Genomic DNA, 15,914 nt, shown 5'->3' with positions numbered 1-15,914 from the left:
GAGGCTTACAATAAAAAAACATCAATGATCATCTAGTCTTGTTTGAATATTATGGTTCTGGATGAGACTATTCCAAATCCACTTTTGTCACAAACTGAAGGAGTTTCCAATCCTATTTTCTTCTGTTTTTGAACTCATGATGTTAAATCATTTAGACGCTGATAATTCGCTTTCAGTTACCCATTTATGGTTCTTCACTTTTTCTCCACCCGTAGTCGGTGTGAAATCGACCATATAAACAGTCGTTTTTTCGGCAGATTCAACTTCAGCGACTGCCCCGTTCATCCCTTCCATATGAGAAGCATTTACTGTGACCTCCGCTCCGGGTTCATACGTCACTTCACCTGCATCTTTGATTTCTTCGTGAATGATCCATTTATGATTTTCCACTTTTTCTCCGCCGGTTGCAGGCGTATACGAAATTGCATAAGCAGTCGTATCAAAGGCACCCACTATTGTTGCTTCCGCCCCTTTCATGCTTTCCATATGACCTGATTCGATAATCGCTTGACTTCCAACTTCATAAGTTGGATTTTCTGCCGCTTTTAATCCCTCCGGAACATCACCCGAGCTAGAATGGTTCATGTCCATTTCACTATGTTCATTTTCTTCCTTCTCTTCTTTGCTTTTATCATCGCTGTTGGAACATGCTCCAAGGACTAAAAACAGGGCTGCAAATAGGGATAAGATGGTAGGCAATTTTGTTCTTTTTTTCATATTGAATAAAACCTCCTTTATGATTACACCCATCTTACCAATTAAATATGCAGAAAATATGGAGTATACTCGTGACTGAATTTAACCTGATGGCGTTCTGGATAAAAGTGAACAGCCATCGAGCGTGGTTTAACGAGGAAAAAGAATGGTTTAGTGATAGTGGTTATTTGAGGTATTCAATCCTGCCGGGTGCTTGGAAATCAAGCAAGAAGGACTTGGTCAAAAGTCCTTCCTCTGTCTAGTCTTCCAAAGTTGATTGTTCGATTTTTTGCATGATATGTGAAAGGTTCATGGAGGCATGTTTTTTATAATCCCTGCCTATTGATTTGAATAACCCTTTTGCTATATCTATTAACATGATTTTCGTATGTCCATCCGAAATAAATGACTTATTAGGGAAACTTGATTCAGCATGTGCACCGCCAATTTTATTAGCTGTTTCCTTAATAAAATCAATGACTTTAATTTCCTGGGTTTTTCCTTCGATATCGATTTTATAGATAATTTGATTTCTCCAAAGCTTTAGCTCAATCCTTTGTTTAGTATAATCGAAGAGTTCTTCCGATATATGATCATTGCTCATTTGATTGGAGTCTTTAATGGGATACAATTTCGGGTTAGGATTGATTTTCTTTATTAAGGATTGGTCAATTGTGACCTTTTCCCGTTTTATTCGCGTATTTTTCGTTTCACATAGAATCAGCCTTAACTGTCCGGCAATTATATTGTTGAATTCTTGTAATCCAAAGAATTCAACAAGCATTACACTATATTCCAAAATGGTGATGGCTTCATCGAATTTTCGTTTAGCAGCTGCATTCGACCTAGTAAAAACCAATCGGTTCTTCTTCTCCATATCCTTCTCACCCCACTGAATTCGAATCTATTGAATAAATAGTAAAACATCCATAATGGATGTTTCAGATTGTAGCAAATTTGTAGAAAGCCAGTTTGCCTACAGTTTTCAAGTGTTCTCAGAAATTCGCTCTCTTTCCGCCAAAAAGCATTCAGCGGGTTCTCGACTTGCCAGCTATTCGGCAGGATTTTCGCAAATTTCTTCATTATAGTAATAGTTTTCTATGTCTTGCATATCAATGACATCCCATGGAATGATCATACAATTCATAAAAAAACTGTCAAGAATGGACAATCTTTCGATAAGGATGCCTTTGATATTCAGATCTTTTTCCACTATCTATCGAAGTGCTGTTTCAGTAACTCTTTAAATCGTGCTCCATCTATTTCTTCTTTCGTCACTTTTCCATTTTCCCACTGTGTAAAGGAAGTATCGGTTAAAGTGATGTTCCCGCTGTTTGTCAAACGGGTGATTAATGGATGCTTATTGAATGGTGATTGGGGATTTTCCCTGATGATTGTTTGGACCTCATTAAGTTCCGCTACATTTCCCACGGGTTGTGAAGAATCGAAAGCATAGCCTATTCTCCAATCGCGATCTTTATGTTTCAGTTTTAATTCAAGGATATGATCTCCATGGTCGGTACTTTCTTTTTTTATCCTGAATTCGCCATTTCGGGAAACGACCGTTTCTCCGTTCAACGGAACTGGTTTTAATGGCAGATTCCCGCCAAAACCCGTATCAATCAAATAGGTTTGGCCCTCATGGTTCAATAGAATGGTGACATGTGTCCTTCCTATGGTCATCCACCCCTGATTATAGATGACACCACGAGCCAAAGATACATCAAAGTCATTTTCCATCAGGAAAAAATAAAGGGCTGAATTCAATTCATAGCATAATCCCCCCTCATTCCTCACGAGGACTTTGTTCATGATATTCGCTTTATCGATATCACTCAGATGGGATGCCATGATTGATAAGTTTTCAAAAGGAATGGTTTTCGCTGTCTTATCCAGAATTTCGTCTAATTTCTCAAATGTCAGTTTCACATCTTCCTGGAGCCCTATTCTTTTCCTGAATAATGCATTCAGTTCATTCATTAAGATTCCCCCTTAGACAGATACCGGCGAAGCGTATCTTGACTTTGTATATATTCATTATACTTTGTCCATATTTCTTTCTTCAATCAATCTGCCATCAGCTCCACCTTTTCCTCATCACCTGAAAAGAAGTCGCCCAATCAAGTCTTAATCCTGGGCAACCTCCCCCATTCATGCACCGAGGCAGTTTTTCTTTAATCATTCATTAATCTGTAAGATGATTTTACCTACATTCTTATTGGCTTCCATATGTTCATGCGCTCTTTGTACCTCTTCAAAAGGGAAGACATGGTCCACGATTGCCTTGATTTCATTTTTGCGGAACAACGGCATTGCCTTTTTAACGAATTCTTCCGTTAACTCTTTTTTATATTCATCACTCCGAGGAGTTAGTAGAGTGCCTTTTAATTGAACTCTTTTTAAGAGAAGTTCCATCAGGTTCACCTTCTCGACTACCGTTCCGCCTAGAATGCCTATAAATACCCATCGTCCATCAGTTTTTATGCTTTTAAGGTTTTTCTCCCAGTAAGAAGCACCGATGAAATCCAGGATAACATCCACTCCTTGATTATTTGTAGCTTTCAGGATTTCCTCATCAAAAGATTGTTCTTTATAGTTGATACAGATATCCGCTCCTAGTGAGTGACAGAAATCCAATTTTTCCTTTGAGCCGGCTGTAGTGATGATTTTCGCTTTTGTCAGTTTTTTTGCCAGTTGGATAGCTGCAGTGCCTACACCGCTTCCGCCAGCATGAATCAATACCGTTTCTTGATCCGTCAATTCACCTAACCAAAACAAGGTTTGGTACGCAGTCAAGAATACCTCAGGTATCGCTGCCGCTTCTTCAAATGACAGGTTATCCGGAATCTTCATTGCACGATCAGCCGGCATCAAGGCATATTGAGCATAACCGCCGCCGTTTACCAGGCCCATCACCCTCGTCCCCGTTTGTATATTTGCACCTTCCCCTGTTTCCACCACTTCCCCAGAAACTTCAATCCCCAATATTGGATTGGCCATATAACCGGATTTTCCTTCCCGGGAAACAATATCCGTTCTATTTATCGCAGAGGCTTTAACCTTTATTAATATTTCCCCTTTACCGGGCACGGGCTTTGAAAAATCTTTTAATAGTAATTGTTCTGCACCACCCGGTTCTTTAACCACTACTGCTTTCATTTGCCCCACTCCTTACCATTAAATTAGTGACCATCCTTTTAAAATGGTTTGTCTTGAAGATGGAAACTATCCTACTCCAAAAAATATCCACAAGCAAATAATTAGGTTTTGCAAACAAGATAGAATAAAAAAGCCGATGTCCCCTTCAGGGCCATCGAGCTTTTTTTGAAAAGTTTTTATTACCTTTTATTAAGCGATTGACTTCTATCCAGGTCATGATGCAATTGTGCTGCCGGAACCTTAGGGTTAGGAATCTGTCCTTTTGCAACTGGTTCAGCTACATAAACAAAATCTCCCGTACCATCTGGGGCGCTTCCTTTTGCCCACAGGCCGTCTGCCGATTCATTACCTTCCGACAAGTTCCAGAATTCGTACGCTTCCGGTTGAGATTCCATTTCCGCTTCCGGTGGGAATGATGCGGGAACAACCACGCCATTTTTTTCTTCAAGTTCTGCAATGGCCGCCATCCATTGATATTGGTGGTAACGATCACGGGCTAACATTTTACGGAAGGTAGCACGTACCCCTTCATCTTTGGTCATATGATATAAACGGGCCACTTGAAGGCGTCCTTGGCTTTCAGCATGCAGATTGGATCGCATGTCCGCTAATAAATTTCCGCTGGCTACGATATAAGATCCGTTCCAAGGCACCCCATTCGAGTTGGTTGGCAGTCCGCCAAGACCGCTTACGAGCAAATGCTGGGGATTGATACCACCCATGATCGCTGCTGTAGCAGGATCTTTTGCGGCTTCTGCTTGATCTTCCGGAGAAGCGCCATCAAGCAATTGACTAATGAGTGAACAAAGCATCTCTACATGTCCAATTTCCTCTGTACCGATATCCATCAGCATATCTTTGTATTTTTCTTCTCCACGACAGTTAAATCCCTGAAAAAGATATTGCATCATGACAGTCATTTCCCCAAACTGTCCACCTAACACTTCCTGAATTTGACGGGCAAGCATCGGATCTGGTCGATCTACCTTAACTTCAAATTGCAATTCTTTTTGATGGCGAAACATATTAACTCCTCCTTTTTTTATATGATGTACGGTTTTTTATTACCCGCCTGTACATGCTTAAAACCATAATTCAGTTATAATGAACAATAATTAGAAGAAATTTACATACCATTAACATTGATGACTGAACTAAAAAGCCAAGGATTTCTTTGTGCTATGAATCCCTCAATAAATAAGATATATAAAAGGTCCATTTACCTGTCTATAACTTTAAAATACAGGGTAAAGTAGAAAGAACCATATATAGGAAAAAGGAGGATGGAAAATGGATTTCAAGCCTCGAAATCAAAGAGATCAATCCATTTCAGAACTACGTTATACTTATTCCGCTCGTAACTTATGGTCCGGTTTTCTATTCGGGATCGGATTGGTTGCTTTCATCGATGAAGCCATCTTTCATCAACTATTACATTGGCACCATTTCTATGACAAGTCCACAACCAGTATCGGGCTTGTCTCGGATGGTTTATTTCATGCTCTAAGCTGGTTCGCAACGGTCGGGTCGTTATTCATGTTCGCTGACCTTCGCCGTCGAAAGGGATTATGGCTGAAAAGGTGGATTGGGGGAGTTTTGCTCGGGGCAGGTTCTTTCCAGTTATATGACGGAATCATCCAGCACAAGCTCATGCGCCTCCATCAAATCCGTTACAATGTCGATATTTTCCCATACGACTTGACTTGGAACATTGCTGCCACAATCATGATCTTGATCGGCATTACCCTCGTCATTCAAACAAGGCGCAGCTTACTTAAAATGAAAGAAGACGCCAGCAATGCACAGTAATGGACATATTCATGATAATGGAACTGGTTTTGAACCGATTTTATTGATGCTACTCATGCTGGTTATAGTGATTTATATCGCAGCTGCCATCATTTCGAACCGCCGCTATAAAAAATGGCCTTTATACCGTACCTTCTTTTGGATTCTTGGCACTCTCTGTGCAGCCTCTGCAATCATAGGCCCAATAGCCAATCGCGCGCATATGGACTTCACGGCGCATATGGTTGGTCATTTACTGCTTGGAATGATTGCACCCATCCTGCTCGTGCTTGCTGCACCCATTACGCTTGCACTGCGAACACTTGAGGTACAATCAGCAAGAAGCCTTTCAAAGGTGTTGAAAAGTTGGCCGCTGCGGTTTTTAAGCAATCCAATCACTGCCGCTGCGCTTAATATTGGAGGGCTTTGGATCCTTTATACGACTGGTCTGTACGGGTTGATGCATCAGAATGCCCTTCTGCATGCATTCGTGCATTTTCACGTGTTCATAGCTGGCTATCTATTCACTGCGTCTATGATTTATATGGACCCTGCCCCCCACAGGTTCAGCTTCTTGTTTCGAGCTATCGTATTTACAGTTTCACTGGCCGGCCATGATATCCTTTCTAAATATATTTTTGCCCACCCGCCAAGCGGAGTCACCAAGGTACAAGCGGAAAATGGCGGAATGTTAATGTACTATGCCGGTGATGCGATTGACGTTGCACTTATATGCATCCTTTGCTATCAATGGTTCAAAGCCACCCGGCCCAAGGGGTCACTAGCCTTGTAGGAAGGCGGTTCCACGATTACTTCGGTAAACTCCTGCGTTTCTGTTTAATCGTCCAACATTTAGCTCATACTAATTTTTGATGAAAAAATTTTTTGATGGAGCTGAATGAAAAATGGAATATGAAGCGAATAATTCTACTGAAAATGCTCTTCGTGATTATAAAGCTGGAATCGGTGTCTTTACGCATAAAATGCCAGATCTTGCTGAGAAATTCAATTCGTTTACGGAAGAGTGCTTTAAAGAAGGTCAATTGTCCAAGAAAGAAAAACAGCTTATCGCACTAGGAATAAGCTTATATTCACAAGATGAATACTGTATTATCTATCATACAAAAGGATGTCTTGATCAAGGCTGTTCCGAACAAGAAATTCTTGAAGCAATTGGTGTGACCGCGGCATTTGGCGGAGGAGCAACCATGAGTCAGGCTGTTACCCTCGTCCAGGAATGCATTCAGGAAATAAATCAGATGAAACAATGATAAAGAAGGGATAGGAGAATCAGTCCTATCCCTTCTTTATGTTCTTAAAAATGCTTTTAATGACTCATGTTGTTGTTATTTCCTTGTGCGGGGGCATACGAATTCATCATTTGCTGCATATCCTGCTGTGCAAGCTGAGGAACTTGGTAATAATGATGTTTGTTTTGATATATCGAAATCTCATAAGCCATTTCAATGCAGTTCGGAACGGAATCTGCAAATACGCGGCGAACCACCGGATTCGTTATTTCAAGCGCTGCCATCGCCTTCATGGATGCTGCAGACTTAACAGCTCCAAGCATCAAGCCTGAAATGCATTCATCCGTAATTTCCGATACGGATTGCAAAGGTTTCTTTGGCTGAGTCGGTGTCAATCCATATATAAAATCGTTACCTTGATTCATTTTGTAGCTCTGAGTCGGTTTAGAAGGATCCTGGCCCGTTTGGAAGCACTCCAATGAAATATTATATTCATCTTGGATGAACTGATATTGACGATCCAGAATGTCGAGTAATTCCTGATCTTGGACATGCTGACGCAAAAGAGTATACGTGTTTAAAGTACCAATCGCTCCCGACAGCACTTCATGTACATCGAATACTTCGTGACCACCGTGATTCAATTGTGGGGGAATGGCACCCGTTTGCATGTTCTGGTGTACTTGACCTTGTTGATTTTGGTTTTGCATTGTATTTCCCTCCTCATTTTATCAATCAAGCGAACACGTTTAGTATGTTAAACCCCAACCGGATTATTCAGTCTAAACTCTTCCAAGAAGACCAATAAGCTGCTGAACCATTTTTTCTGTATAAAAAAACCGTGGCGCTTTAAACTATAAACACTTTATATACATGGGAGGATTTCTAATGACACATCAATGCTTCTATTGTAGTGATGTCACGGAAGAAAAAAAAATCCATGTCGTAACATTTCAAGTTACTGACACGGATAGAAATGAAATGCTCTGTGATGAATGTTATCAAGAATGGCTGCAAGGAATAAAAGGGTAAGCATTAAAAGCCCTCTAACCTTTCCCAAACATCAACGATGCATGCTTGGATGAATTCAGGGTAACTTAAATGCGTTAATGAATTTCAAGGAGGATGGTTATGGGAATTTTAAGCGGAAATCCGAAAGATGAGCCTATGCATTACGGAGAGGTATTTGGAACATGGGCATTTCTAACCACTACAAAAGGGTTGATTGCCTGTCATCAAACCATGCTTAATCATACTGGCGACAAGGACCTGCATAAATTGCTTGTTGAAGTGATCAATCAAGAAAAACAGGAACATGACCAACTTGAATCATTATTAAAATAAAATAACGTAGGACTGCCTCCCTCACCACCTGAAAGGCCTAAAGCTAATTTGGAGGATATTCCCGTCGGGGCACGTCTTCAAGATCCTGAAATCTCCGCTTCAGTATCAATCGATATTAATGCAGGATTAGTTGCTTGCAGCCAAATGATGGGTCAATGCATCCGCGAGGATATTGCACAGATGTTTGCGCAATTCCATACCAACAAAGCTGCATTGGGTGCTGACTTCCTTAGATTGAATAAGGAAAAAGGATGGCTTGTCCCTCCTCCTCTTCATATTAATAAAACAAGTATGTAAATAGTAATGAAAGATCCCCTTAATCATGTTTTGTGATTGAATGTCCAACATGATTAAGGGAGTCATTCCATAAGGACGATTATGGAATCATTACCATTGCAGACTTTCGATCAAGTGGCACTTTGTACATTGTTGACTATAATCATTTTTCACAAATTCATGGTTACAATTCTCCCGAAAAATGTTCAGCTCCCTTTTCAGCTGCTCCAATTGAGTTTCCAACTGTTTCATTTCAACTTTTATCTGGATTACCCGATTCATCGAATTCTCCCTCTCGTCGGAATCATTGATAGATTTCCCCATCCGTTTTCCTAAATTCATTCGCTTTTTCTTTAAGCCCTTCATCGATTACCGACTCAAAACCCAGACCCTTTTCCTTCGCCAAATCACGAATGTCCTGAGAGATTCTCATACTGCAGAATTTCGGTCCGCACATTGAACAGAAATGGGCTGTTTTGGCCCCTTCTGCCGGAAGAGTTTCATCGTGATACTCAACCGCCCTTTCAGGATCAAGGGAAAGATTGAATTGATCTCTCCAACGGAATTCGAATCTAGCCTTCGAAAGGGCATCATCCCGTTTTCTTGCCTGCGGATGGCCTTTTGCAAGATCAGCTGCGTGTGCTGCAATTTTATAAGTAATGACCCCTACCCGAACATCCTCTTTATTCGGCAGTCCCAAATGCTCTTTCGGTGTCACATAGCAAAGCATGGCAGTTCCAAACCATCCAATCATGGCAGCACCAATCGCAGAAGTGATATGGTCGTATCCAGGAGCTATATCCGTCGTCAATGGTCCCAGGGTATAGAATGGTGCTTCTTGACAGACTTCCAGCTGCTTATCCATATTTTCTTTAATCAAATGCATCGGTACGTGGCCGGGTCCCTCCACCATGACTTGAACGTCGTGCTTCCAAGCAATCTTCGTCAATTCCCCAAGTGTTTCCAATTCCGCAAATTGTGCCTCATCGTTTGCATCTGCAATGGATCCCGGACGGAGACCGTCACCTAATGAGAAAGAAACATCATACGTCTTCATGATTTCACAAATCTCTTCAAAGTGTGTATAGAGAAAACTTTCTTGGTGGTGGGCCAAGCACCATTGTGCCATGATGGAGCCTCCCCGGGAAACAATACCCGTAACTCGCTTTGCTGTCATGGGGATGTATCGCAAAAGTACACCAGCGTGTATGGTGAAGTAATCGACACCTTGCTCAGCCTGCTCGATTAATGTATCCCGGAAAACTTCCCAATTTAAATCTTCCGCGACCCCATTCACTTTTTCCAATGCTTGATATATCGGAACCGTCCCAACCGGCACAGGTGAATTCCTGATAATCCATTCCCGCGTCGTGTGAATATTCTTTCCTGTGGAAAGATCCATTATGTTGTCTGCACCCCATCGTGTAGCCCAAGTCATTTTCTCCACTTCAGCTTCGATCGATGAACTGACAGCTGAATTTCCTATATTCGCATTTATCTTCACGTGAAAATTACGTCCGATGATCATGGGCTCACTTTCAGGATGGTTAATATTTGCCGGAATGATTGCCCGCCCGCTAGCTACCTCTTCCCTTACAAACTCAGGGGCTACATTTTCCCTGATCGAAATGAACTCCATTTCTGGAGTAATGATCCCTTTGCGGGCATAATGGAGCTGGGTTACGTTTTTCCCTTTCACCGCACGCAATGGTTTTCTTTTCAATCCCGGAAAAACTTCGGCATTGGATTGTGACTCCACTTTTCTATATCCGTTATCTTCAGGCTTTATTTCACGCCCTTCATACTCTTCAACATCTTCCCGTTCCAGAACCCAGCTGCGTCTAATCGGGGCAAGGCCTTTATGAATATCAATCGGATATTCTGAATCCGTATAGAAGCCGCTTGTATCATATACACGTAAAGGCGGATTCTCCTCTTCGCCGAATGCCCCTGTTGTCGGACTTAGCTCAATTTCACGCATAGGTACTTTAATATCGGGTCTAGATCCCTCAACATACACTTTTTTACTCCCGGCAAAACTGGACATAATTGAAACGTTCATGTCATTTACTGAATTACTCTTCATGATTTCATTTCTCCTTTTTAAGTTCATTTAAAAAGGACAAAATCCAATCCATTTCGCACGAAAAAGCCAGGTCTCATATTTAAGACCCGGCTAACGTTAGTATGACTACAGAAATGACCGATTGAAATGTCATCGTTTAGTAGATTCTAACTTCCCCACGCTGGTATGAACCAGATCAGGTCCTGAGGGTTAAGAAGCTTAAGCGCTTCTCTCTCAGCCCAACTTTTATTGGACACCCCTAGTCTGAATAATTTAATTGATTACAGGGTAACTATATCTCACCCTTTTCATTCTGTAAATAATTTGAAAGACCTAATATTTTCTCTGCAATCATTTAAAATTTGTTATTTGGAGGAGGACCGCCAATTAATTCCCCAGGCTCTCAAGGATAGGGAAAAGCTCCTCTAAATGCTTGATTTCATAGGTTGGAAGCACTTCATTCCGTTCCTTATCATGGCGATTTATCCAAACCGACTTTATGCCTACCCGTGATGCTCCAAGGATATCGGTCATTAAATTATCGCCGACCATCAATACTTCATCCTTATCAAGCTCCATGATTTCCAAAGCGTGCTCAAAAATGGAGGCATCCGGTTTACCTCGTCCAAATGCGCCTGAAATCACGATTTGGTCGAAATAAGGAACCAGTTCAGGCGTTATTTCAAGTTTGGTATTTTGCAGTTCAGGAGATCCGTTCGTTAGCAATAGCAATTTGTACTTCCCTTTTAATTCATCCAGAACACGGAATGTTTCTTCATAGATAAATGGCTTTTTGCGTCTTTCGGCCGGGAAACGTTCTGCCAGTTCAAGCCCAAATTCCGGGTCATCGATCCCTAATGCCTTCAAGCCCCTCGTCCACGCTTCTTTCCGATAAGCCGGTGCAATCCCGGCCATCTTCCGGAATTCATCATGATCATCCTGAAAATTCCCCCATAGTCCCTCAAATGGGTTGATTCCGATCATTTGAGTGAATGCATATGTATCGTAAGAAGAATAAAGATCACGCGCTTCCTTCCGCACCGCTTCTTCAAACTCGTCGACATTCAGACCATATTTCTCCTTGGCAACTTCGCATGTGGCCACAAAAGCTTCTTTTACACTTTTCTGATCCCATAGTAATGTATCATCTAAATCAAAAAAAACTGCCTTCAGCAAAATGTCCACCCCTCTTTCCCCAATATTGAATTCGTAAAAATTACACTATTACAATAATAAACCACAACCAATAAAAAAAGAATAACTATTCGGAAAATGCCTGCCTCTTTCTTCGCAAAATGGCTTACCTTTTCCGGTGGGGAACCATATATTCATTTCCCTTTTCCGCTTTCAAATATATACAATTTTCCATTACTGGCAATCTTGAACTTTGGACCGGTGAACCCCCGTCGGATCAGCTCTTTCCTCATATATACCATGAGGGCGGCATGACTCACGATCAGAACATTCCTTTCCCCCTTTGCAAAGACTTCATCCAATACTTTATTGATTCTTTGCTCTGCAATCTTAATTTCCGCCCTTGTCTGCTTGTTGATCACCGAGCAGCAGCGAATCCAGATGGCCCAAAGGATGAACGGCAGCTTAATCCTTCCTCTCAAAGGGGGCGAAGGTATTTCCCGCAGCTCCTCCATCCGATGAACCGTGCCTGGATAGATGTGTTCCGCTGTCTTGACGGCTCTCGACATATCACTGCAATAACATTCCTGCCATTCCTCCACGCCAAATAAAGTCGTTCCATAAATAATATCCGCTGCATCATAGTCCACAAACCATTGCTTCATATCATCCGCCGTCACAGATTTCCCAGTAGGAAATTCATGTGCCACCTTAAAATGCCGTACCAAACCAATTTTCATATATTCTCCTTTTTATCTTTTAAAATATTCGTTTCTATTTCTTATAAAAGCCCTTAACAATATATTAACCTATGTAAAGCAATATAATAAATGCAAGTTGAAACCATTAAAACCTGGTCAAAGGTTCTCACAGATTGTGTCACTGCAAGCATTTAATTATCATAAGGAAAAATATCATGGCCATATGTAAAAAAGAGAAAGCATATCGCCTTCTCCTTTCGTTTAATCTATGAATTGGAGTTCTGTTATCGTACATCTTTTCCTGAATTTATATTTCCCGCTCAAATCACTGAATTGATAATCATTTAGGGATTTCCCCAGTTGTTCCTTTAGTTTATCCGCCGTGATGGATTCCTCAACTGTCTCTTTCCAATTTTCATTTCCCATTATCTCTTCGAACGGAATGGTAGTCAGGATTTCATCATATATCTGGATGCTTTGATCGATGCCAAAGCTGCCATAGATACTGCCATTTTCATCGGCAAAGATATGCTCCGATTCCAATTCTTCCACCAATACTTCCAGATATCCCTTTGCCTTAACAGGCTTGATGGCTATCTCCGCTTCTGCCTTTACAGGTCCCAATCTCTTATCGATGATCTCTATCGTCAATTTAACGTGAACGGGCGGATAACCAAACCCTTCACAAAGTTCTGCTGCCGAGTTATATACCATCTGAACATCCTCCTTTTGTCACTATCATTATATAATATAAATACTCCATTCCCTTACCAAAAACCCTTATTCAAGATCACTCGGCACTGCATCTCTCCATCATCATCGGAAGGGTCAATCGTCACTTTCTCGGAATCCCCTTTAAACGGCATCATAGTAAAAAAAAACAGTGTAACCCTGATTTCCTCAGTTCACGGGTATGATGAGCATTTATCACGCGTCATTTATACGTTTATCGATCATGCACCATACACTTTGATCTATTTATGAACTCAACTAAAAAATCCAATGCAGCTCAGGGGCATTGGATTTTTATAGCTTCACATTATGGCTTTAGCACCACTTTAATACATTCATCTTCATGATCGTTAAAGATTTGATAAGCCTCACTCGCTTTTTCGAGAGGGACTTTATGGGATATGATTTCCGTAGGATCGAACTCTCCAGCCGTGATTTTATCAAAAAGCTTGGGCATGTAGTGAATGACCGGTGCTTGTCCCATTTTCAGGTTAATGTTCCGCTCAAATAAATTGCCTAATGGGAACATATTATATTTCGATCCGTATACGCCAGTCAATTGGATCGTGCCGAATTTACGTACGGCGTTAAGGGCAATCTCGATCGCACTTAACGTTCCGCCCTGAAGTTTCAGCTTTTGCTCAATCGCCTCGAACGTCGATTTCTTGCCATCCATTCCCACACAATCTATGACCACATCGGCCCCGCCAGAAGTGATTTCCTTAATGTAGCTGCCCATATCGTTATACTGATCGAAGTTATACGCCTCTACCTTATTCATCTGTTTAGCCTTATTGAGTCGATAAGGAAGATTATCGATGGCAATGACCCTTTTTGCTCCTTTCATCCAAGCGAACTTCTGAGCCATCAAGCCAATCGGCCCACAGCCCAATACCGCTACCGTATCATCTTTATTGACGCCAGCGTTCTCTACACTCCAATATGCGGTAGGCAGCACATCGGACATGAACAAAAGCGCCTCATCTTCTAGTTCACATGACTCTGGGATGATAAACGGCATGAAGTTTCCATATGGTACCCTTAAATATTCTGCCTGCCCGCCTGGATAGTTCCCATATCGTTCCGTAAAACCAAAGTACCCGCCTGTATCCACCGCTTCATTAGGGTTGGAATTATCACATTGACTCTCCATATCATGTTCACAATAATAACAGTGCCCGCAAGAAATGTTGAAAGGCAGGACAACCCTGTCCCCTTTTTTCACCTTTGTCACTTCCGGACCCACTTCTTCTATGATGCCCATCGGTTCATGGCCAATGACATAATCTTTATGCGTCGGCAAAGCACCCTGATATATATGGAGGTCGGACCCGCATATAGCTGTTGAAGTCACTCGGACGATGATATCATCCTTTTGCTGAAGTTTCGGATCTTCAACTTGTTTTACTTGTATATCTTTTGCTCCTTGAAAAGTTACAGCCTTCATAATCTACCTCCTAAAATATTCTTGATTTATTTTATATACCCATCCGAAAGACCACTAAGCCTATGGACATCTAATTTCCCCAAGAATTAATCGCCCATTATGCTGCACCAGGATGACAAAAAAAAAGCCCCGGAAACCGGAACTCACATTTGAAACCATTTATTTAGTAACTTTATTTCCATTATCTTTGTGTTTATACTCACTTAGTACCTCGTTGAACACATCCGGATAATTCGTAAACAGCCCCGTTGCACCCCACTCAAGCGCCTTTTTCATATCGGCTCTTTCATTTACTGTATATGGATGGAATTGGAGGTCATGGTTTCGAACCATCTTCACATATTGTCCGTCAACTTTACTGAAGTTCGGGCCAACGCCAACTGCATATTCCTTTATGGATTCCAATTCTTCATCGGAAATGGTTGCTTGGTTCTTGTAAGAAAAAAGTTGCACAAGAGGTAACTTTGGATTCAAGTCATGAACCTTCATAAGGCTTTCTTTACTGAACGATTGTATTAATACATTCTTTGTACGGCCCTTGGAATCCACCATTTTATATTCTTCCAGAACCTGCAGAAGTTCTTCTTCCATCCCTGGATACACATCAGGGGACTTTGTTTCGATATAGTAATTGGCCTTCTTTCCAAACTTCTTAAAGACTTCTTCAAGAGTAGGAACCTTTAACCCTTCATATACCTCTTTTGCCAATTGTGGATATTTTTCATTGAACCAAGTACCAGCGTCCAGTTTCTTAATTTCTGCCAGCGTTAAATCCTTCACAAGGCCAGTACCATTCGTTGTACGATCCACTTTTTCATCATGCATTGCTACCAATCTACCATCTTTGGTCATTTGCAGATCGATTTCTATGTAGTCGCCTTTCATTTGTTCTCCCATTTGATAAGCAGGAATGGTATGTTCAGGTGCATAACCAGAAGCTCCCCTATGTGCGACATTCACAATTTTCTTCTCATAAATAGATGAATTGGAATGATTTCCATTTGCAGCGGAGGCCCCCATTGAAGTAGCCTGCAATATAAAGGCCGCACTCATCATACAAAAACCGAATTTCTTTAGATTCGTTTTCATTTCCCTCTCTCCCTCCTATTATTACCATTATTTTAAAAGGGGAATGTGAATCTACAGCGAATATAATGTAAAGAAATAATATAGTAGTTAAAATGGTTAAAATAACCTATCAAAAACAGGGCATTCATGCAGTTCGTTCTACCCAACCAAAAAGTTGAATGAAAATTTTATTGTAATGATAAGAAGTCTCCCAAAGCCTCTTTTTCTAAAAAAATCGTAAATGAATAATGTGC

Annotated in this window: 18 protein-coding genes, 1 pseudogene and 1 riboswitch; of the genes and pseudogenes, 6 read left to right on the top strand and 13 right to left on the bottom strand. The window is 41.2% G+C overall.

Features of this window, described 5'->3' with window-relative positions:
• Positions 1–147 precede the first annotated feature (147 nt).
• On the bottom strand, positions 148–717 hold the full coding sequence (locus MKX49_RS02050) for a YdhK family protein (RefSeq protein ID WP_340874555.1): 570 nt from the start codon (positions 715–717) through the stop codon (positions 148–150).
• 71 nt (positions 718–788) lie between these two features.
• Here MKX49_RS02050 and MKX49_RS02045 point away from each other — a divergent pair, with 71 nt between their 5' ends.
• On the top strand, positions 789–959 hold the full coding sequence (locus MKX49_RS02045; RefSeq protein WP_340874552.1) for a hypothetical protein: 171 nt from the start codon (positions 789–791) through the stop codon (positions 957–959).
• On the opposite strand, the gene MKX49_RS02040 is transcribed toward MKX49_RS02045, so the two are convergent.
• The 4 genes from MKX49_RS02040 to MKX49_RS02025 form a co-directional block, all read right to left on the bottom strand.
• Positions 956–1,573 (bottom strand): hypothetical protein, encoded by a 618-nt coding sequence (locus MKX49_RS02040; protein ID WP_340874551.1) that lies wholly within the window; start codon positions 1,571–1,573, stop codon positions 956–958. The two genes, MKX49_RS02045 and MKX49_RS02040, sit on opposite strands and share 4 nt — an antisense overlap.
• 335 nt (positions 1,574–1,908) lie before the next feature.
• Positions 1,909–2,676 carry an arylamine N-acetyltransferase family protein gene (locus tag MKX49_RS02035; RefSeq protein ID WP_251541046.1) on the bottom strand — a complete coding sequence of 256 codons (768 nt, stop codon included), beginning with the start codon at positions 2,674–2,676 and terminating at the stop codon, positions 1,909–1,911.
• Between the two features lie 198 nt (positions 2,677–2,874).
• Entirely contained in the window at positions 2,875–3,855 is a 981-nt protein-coding gene (locus MKX49_RS02030; RefSeq protein WP_340874546.1) for an NAD(P)H-quinone oxidoreductase, read from the bottom strand.
• 179 nt (positions 3,856–4,034) lie between these two features.
• Complete coding sequence (locus MKX49_RS02025; protein ID WP_239860326.1) at positions 4,035–4,880, bottom strand: manganese catalase family protein; 846 nt, start codon at positions 4,878–4,880, stop codon at positions 4,035–4,037.
• 265 nt (positions 4,881–5,145) lie between these two features.
• Between MKX49_RS02025 and MKX49_RS02020 the strand changes: the two genes are divergently transcribed.
• The 3 genes from MKX49_RS02020 (at position 5,146) to MKX49_RS02010 (ending at position 6,914) form a co-directional block, all read left to right on the top strand.
• Positions 5,146–5,664 (top strand): DUF2243 domain-containing protein, encoded by a 519-nt coding sequence (locus tag MKX49_RS02020; RefSeq protein WP_063596621.1) that lies wholly within the window; start codon positions 5,146–5,148, stop codon positions 5,662–5,664.
• A gap of 46 nt (positions 5,665–5,710) precedes the next feature.
• Entirely contained in the window at positions 5,711–6,436 is a 726-nt protein-coding gene (locus tag MKX49_RS02015; protein WP_445670154.1) for a cytochrome c oxidase assembly protein, read from the top strand.
• Between the two features lie 112 nt (positions 6,437–6,548).
• Positions 6,549–6,914 carry a carboxymuconolactone decarboxylase family protein gene (locus MKX49_RS02010; protein WP_034305272.1) on the top strand — a complete coding sequence of 122 codons (366 nt, stop codon included), beginning with the start codon at positions 6,549–6,551 and terminating at the stop codon, positions 6,912–6,914.
• 56 nt (positions 6,915–6,970) lie between these two features.
• Here the strand turns inward: MKX49_RS02010 and MKX49_RS02005 are convergent, their stop codons facing one another.
• On the bottom strand, positions 6,971–7,603 hold the full coding sequence (locus tag MKX49_RS02005) for a spore coat protein (RefSeq protein ID WP_323598951.1): 633 nt from the start codon (positions 7,601–7,603) through the stop codon (positions 6,971–6,973).
• A 178-nt stretch (positions 7,604–7,781) separates the two neighbouring features.
• On the opposite strand from MKX49_RS02005, the gene MKX49_RS02000 reads away from it, so the two are divergent.
• Positions 7,782–7,925 (top strand): hypothetical protein, encoded by a 144-nt coding sequence (locus MKX49_RS02000; protein ID WP_174878762.1) that lies wholly within the window; start codon positions 7,782–7,784, stop codon positions 7,923–7,925.
• Positions 7,926–8,024: 99 nt separating this feature from the next.
• Positions 8,025–8,534, top strand: a pseudogene (locus MKX49_RS01995) (DUF3231 family protein).
• Between the two features lie 90 nt (positions 8,535–8,624).
• Here the strand turns inward: MKX49_RS01995 and MKX49_RS01990 are convergent.
• From MKX49_RS01990 to MKX49_RS01960, 7 genes are all read right to left on the bottom strand, one after another.
• Positions 8,625–8,795 (bottom strand): hypothetical protein, encoded by a 171-nt coding sequence (locus MKX49_RS01990; RefSeq protein WP_153246124.1) that lies wholly within the window; start codon positions 8,793–8,795, stop codon positions 8,625–8,627.
• Between the two features lie 22 nt (positions 8,796–8,817).
• Entirely contained in the window at positions 8,818–10,599 is a 1,782-nt protein-coding gene (gene thiC / locus MKX49_RS01985) for a phosphomethylpyrimidine synthase ThiC (protein ID WP_048684249.1), read from the bottom strand.
• Positions 10,600–10,734: 135 nt separating this feature from the next.
• A riboswitch (TPP riboswitch) is annotated at positions 10,735–10,849 on the bottom strand.
• A 116-nt stretch (positions 10,850–10,965) separates the two neighbouring features.
• A complete protein-coding gene (locus tag MKX49_RS01980) occupies positions 10,966–11,754 on the bottom strand; it encodes an HAD family hydrolase (RefSeq protein ID WP_054400534.1) in 789 nt (262 codons plus the stop codon).
• 152 nt (positions 11,755–11,906) lie between these two features.
• Positions 11,907–12,452, bottom strand: coding sequence for a histidine phosphatase family protein (locus MKX49_RS01975; protein ID WP_340874530.1), 546 nt, complete (start codon positions 12,450–12,452; stop codon positions 11,907–11,909).
• Between the two features lie 222 nt (positions 12,453–12,674).
• The gene (locus MKX49_RS01970; protein WP_336865347.1) at positions 12,675–13,127 is read right to left on the bottom strand and encodes a hypothetical protein; all 453 of its coding nucleotides are present in this window, start codon (positions 13,125–13,127) and stop codon (positions 12,675–12,677) included.
• 325 nt (positions 13,128–13,452) lie between these two features.
• Positions 13,453–14,592 (bottom strand): zinc-dependent alcohol dehydrogenase, encoded by a 1,140-nt coding sequence (locus tag MKX49_RS01965; RefSeq protein ID WP_340874528.1) that lies wholly within the window; start codon positions 14,590–14,592, stop codon positions 13,453–13,455.
• A gap of 159 nt (positions 14,593–14,751) precedes the next feature.
• Positions 14,752–15,681 carry a glycerophosphodiester phosphodiesterase gene (locus MKX49_RS01960; RefSeq protein WP_421161709.1) on the bottom strand — a complete coding sequence of 310 codons (930 nt, stop codon included), beginning with the start codon at positions 15,679–15,681 and terminating at the stop codon, positions 14,752–14,754.
• Between the last annotated feature and the right edge of the window lie 233 nt (positions 15,682–15,914).

The sequence above is a fragment of the Peribacillus sp. FSL M8-0224 genome (assembly GCF_038003055.1).
Taxonomy (GTDB): domain Bacteria; phylum Bacillota; class Bacilli; order Bacillales; family DSM-1321; genus Peribacillus; species Peribacillus frigoritolerans.
Note: the sequence above shows the minus strand (reverse complement) of the source record. Positions and strands in the feature narration are given on the sequence as shown.